Annotated in this window: 4 protein-coding genes; 3 read left to right on the top strand and 1 reads right to left on the bottom strand. The window is 62.0% G+C overall.

The genetic code is table 11. The features are described 5' to 3' along the window. Positions 1-78: 78 nt before the first annotated feature. Complete coding sequence (locus EOC06_RS25810; RefSeq protein WP_127269889.1) at positions 79-333, bottom strand: DUF2171 domain-containing protein; 255 nt, start codon at positions 331-333, stop codon at positions 79-81. Between the two features lie 127 nt (positions 334-460). Between EOC06_RS25810 and EOC06_RS25805 the strand changes: the two genes are divergently transcribed. From EOC06_RS25805 to purB, 3 genes are read left to right on the top strand one after another with little or no spacing between them, the layout of a single operon-like run. Then, complete coding sequence (locus EOC06_RS25805; protein WP_127382285.1) at positions 461-1186, top strand: DUF2259 domain-containing protein; 726 nt, start codon at positions 461-463, stop codon at positions 1184-1186. Continuing rightward, positions 1183-1707: a hypothetical protein gene (locus EOC06_RS25800; protein ID WP_245470064.1), complete on the top strand. Its 525-nt coding sequence runs from the start codon at positions 1183-1185 to the stop codon at positions 1705-1707. The genes EOC06_RS25805 and EOC06_RS25800 overlap by 4 nt, the downstream gene beginning before the upstream one ends. A gap of 59 nt (positions 1708-1766) precedes the next feature. After that, positions 1767-3074, top strand: a complete 1308-nt coding sequence (gene purB / locus EOC06_RS25795) for an adenylosuccinate lyase (RefSeq protein ID WP_127269895.1) — start codon at positions 1767-1769, stop codon at positions 3072-3074. The last annotated feature ends 34 nt before the right edge of the window (positions 3075-3108 follow it).

Here is a 3108-nt window from a genome sequence, read left to right as displayed (position 1 = left end):
CGCGGCGTCTATGCGGCAACCCCTGCCGAAAACGATCTGTTTCCGGTCTGGTCGTCACGCCTGAGGTGAAGCGATCAATCAGACCCGATCGGACTTTTCTTCCTCGAACGTCACCGCAACATCGGAATTCGCCGACAGCCAGACCTTCTTGCCGTCGACTTCGGCAATCAGGCTCAGGGGAATATAGTGATGATGGCCCTTGTGAGCGCCCTCGCCGCTATCGGCCTTGGTCAGCTTGATGCGCTGGCCATCGACCTTGTCGACAGTGCCGACATGCACGCCGTCGGCGCCGACGACTTCCATATGCTCGCGAATTTTGCTGGTGTCGGTCATGGTGGTCTCCATTGGGACTGGCGACGATAACAAATGACGGGCCGATTGGATGCATCGGCTTTCGCACCGCACGACGTTTTGATTTCGGCGTGCTAGGGGATTGAGACGATCACGGGGGTGAAGACCGATGCGAATGCTCTTTCTGTTTGCCGTTGGCCTGCTTGCCCAGTTTGCCACCTCGATCGCGGCTCATGCCGGCGATGTCGCCGAACTTGAAATCCTCGGCTTCACCAAGGACGGCAGCGTCTTTGCTTTCGAGGAATATGGCGTGCAGGATGGATCGGGTTTTCCCTATGCCAACCGCTACTACATCGACACCAGCACCGACAGCTTTCTCAAGGGCACGCCGATCCGGGTCCGGCTTGAGGACGAGAATGCCAAACTGGATGCGGCGCGCCTTCAGGCCCGGCAAAAAGGCGAAGCCATTGTCAGTCAGGCCGAGTTGGACGCCAATCGCGGCATCACCGCCGGCTTCAACCCGGTGACCGAACTTTCGGCCGATCCGCACCGGATGGCAGTCAACCCGCGCCCGATCTTTTCGCCGGTCGACCCACCGCTCGAGTTTCGGCTCGACGAGCTCGGCATGAACAACACCGAGGGCTGCGAGAGCCAGGGCGAGATCAACGGCTTCCGGCTGCTGCGTATCGAGGCGCAGGATGGCGGCACGACCAAGCTGCTGCACGAGGACAAGTCGATACCGAAAAGCCGGGGTTGCCCGAACGGCTACCGCATCGGCGCTGTGCAGACCTTTTCGATGGACAGTCTCAGCGCCTATGCCGTGCTGATCGCGGTGCGCCAATACGGCTTTGAAGGCCCGGACTTTCGCTGGATCGCGGTGACCGGCCGCCTGTGACACCGCTTGTCCCACCCGCCCCGCGCGATCGTTCGCTGAACCGCCTTCGCCGCGCGATACCGACGCCGCGCACTGCGTTTTATGGCGCCTTGCTATGGGCCACGACGATGGGCGCCAGCGCGCTTGTCGCCCTGTTGTTGGACGACTGGGAGACGCCGGCGAAAATCCGCATTGTCACCGCGCTGTTTGCGGTGGGAGCTGCGCTGGCTTTTCCCATCGGCCTGTTCGCGGCGCGGCTGGTCTCGCAGGGAAGACGCTGGGAAGTCGCCTTTGCCGCGGCCTTCGTGTGCCTAGCCGCGGCGACGATCGGCCTGACCGCCGGGCTCTTTGCCCTGCAGTACCGCTCCTACTACGCCGAGTGGCACGCCCCTGCTTTCACCCGCACCTGGGTCCTCCAGTTCGTCTTCACGACGCTGATTGCGCTCTACCAGTTCGTGGTGCTGGGCATCCGGCTCTATTTTCCAGTTGGTTTCATCGCTCTGTTTGCCGCGGGCGTCTGGTTTGCGCGCCAGCAGCGTTGAGCATTTTGCTCGCCTCTGTTAGGACGCGGGCAAACTTCTCGATATGTCAGGACTGACCGATGATCCCTCGCTATTCCCGGCCGGAAATGGTCGCCATCTGGTCGCCAGAAACCCGGTTCCGCATCTGGTTCGAGATCGAAGCCTATGCCTGCGACGCGCTGGCCGAACTCGGCGTCATTCCCAGGGAAGCGGCAAAAACCATCTGGGAAAAGGGCGGGGCGGCAAAATTCGATGTCGAGGCGATCGACGAGATCGAGCGCGTCACCAAGCATGACGTCATCGCCTTCCTCACCCATCTCGCCGAATTCGTCGGCCCGGACGCCCGCTTCATCCACCAGGGGATGACCTCGTCCGATGTTCTCGACACCTGTTTTGCCGTGCAGCTGACCCGCGCCAGCGATATCCTGCTCGCCGATATCGATGGCTTGCTTGCAGCGCTCAAGCGCCGCGCCTTCGAGCACAAGGACACCGTCACCATCGGCCGCAGCCATGGCATCCATGCCGAGCCGACCACCTTTGGCGTCAAGCTGGCGCAGGCCTATGCCGAATTCTCGCGCTGCCGCGAGCGCTTGGTGCACGCGCGGGAAGATATAGCGACCTGCGCGATTTCGGGCGCGGTCGGCACCTTCGCCAACATCGACCCCTATGTCGAGGAACATGTGGCGGCAAAGCTCGGCCTGAAACCCGAGCCGGTGTCGACGCAAGTGATCCCGCGCGACCGCCATGCCATGTTCTTTGCCACGCTCGGCGTCATCGCCTCGTCGGTCGAGCGGCTGTCGATCGAAATCCGGCATTTGCAGCGCACCGAAGTGCTGGAGGCGGAAGAGTATTTTTCGCCGGGCCAGAAGGGCTCGTCGGCCATGCCGCACAAGCGCAACCCGGTGCTGACCGAAAACCTCACCGGTCTTGCCCGCATGGTGCGCTCCATGGCGCTGCCGGCGATGGAAAATGTGGCGCTCTGGCACGAGCGCGACATCTCGCACTCCTCGGTCGAGCGCATGATCGGCCCGGATGCCACCGTGACGCTCGATTTCGCACTGTCACGGCTGACCGGCGTCGTCGACAAGCTGCTCGTCTATCCCGACAACATGCTGAAGAACATGAACAAGTTCCGCGGCCTCGTGCATTCGCAGCGCGTCATGCTGGCGCTGACCCAAGCCGGCCTGTCGCGCGAAGACTCCTACCGCCTGGTGCAGCGCAACGCCATGAGGGTGTGGGAGCAAGGCGCTGATTTCCTTGAGGAACTTTTGGCCGACAAGGAAGTGACCGCAGCGCTGCCTGAAGCCGAAATCCGCGAGAAATTCGACTTGGGCTATCATACCAAGCATGTCGACACGATCTTCAAGCGGGTGTTTGGAGAAGCCTGAGCTTCCTTCTCCCCGTCACTATACGAGGAGAAGG

Origin of the sequence: Mesorhizobium sp. M7A.F.Ca.MR.362.00.0.0 (assembly GCF_004023175.1) — a bacterium.
GTDB lineage: Bacteria > Pseudomonadota > Alphaproteobacteria > Rhizobiales > Rhizobiaceae > Mesorhizobium.
Note: the sequence above shows the minus strand (reverse complement) of the source record. Positions and strands in the feature narration are given on the sequence as shown.

What these genes read in the sequence shown, in the direction of transcription:
- purB (WP_127269895.1), top strand. Translation starts at nt 1,767, where the DNA reads ATGATCCCTCGCTATTCCCGGCCGGAAATGGTCGCCATCTGGTCGCCA.
- EOC06_RS25810 (WP_127269889.1), bottom strand. Translation starts at nt 333, where the DNA reads ATGACCGACACCAGCAAAATTCGCGAGCATATGGAAGTCGTCGGCGCC.
- EOC06_RS25805 (WP_127382285.1), top strand. Translation starts at nt 461, where the DNA reads ATGCGAATGCTCTTTCTGTTTGCCGTTGGCCTGCTTGCCCAGTTTGCC.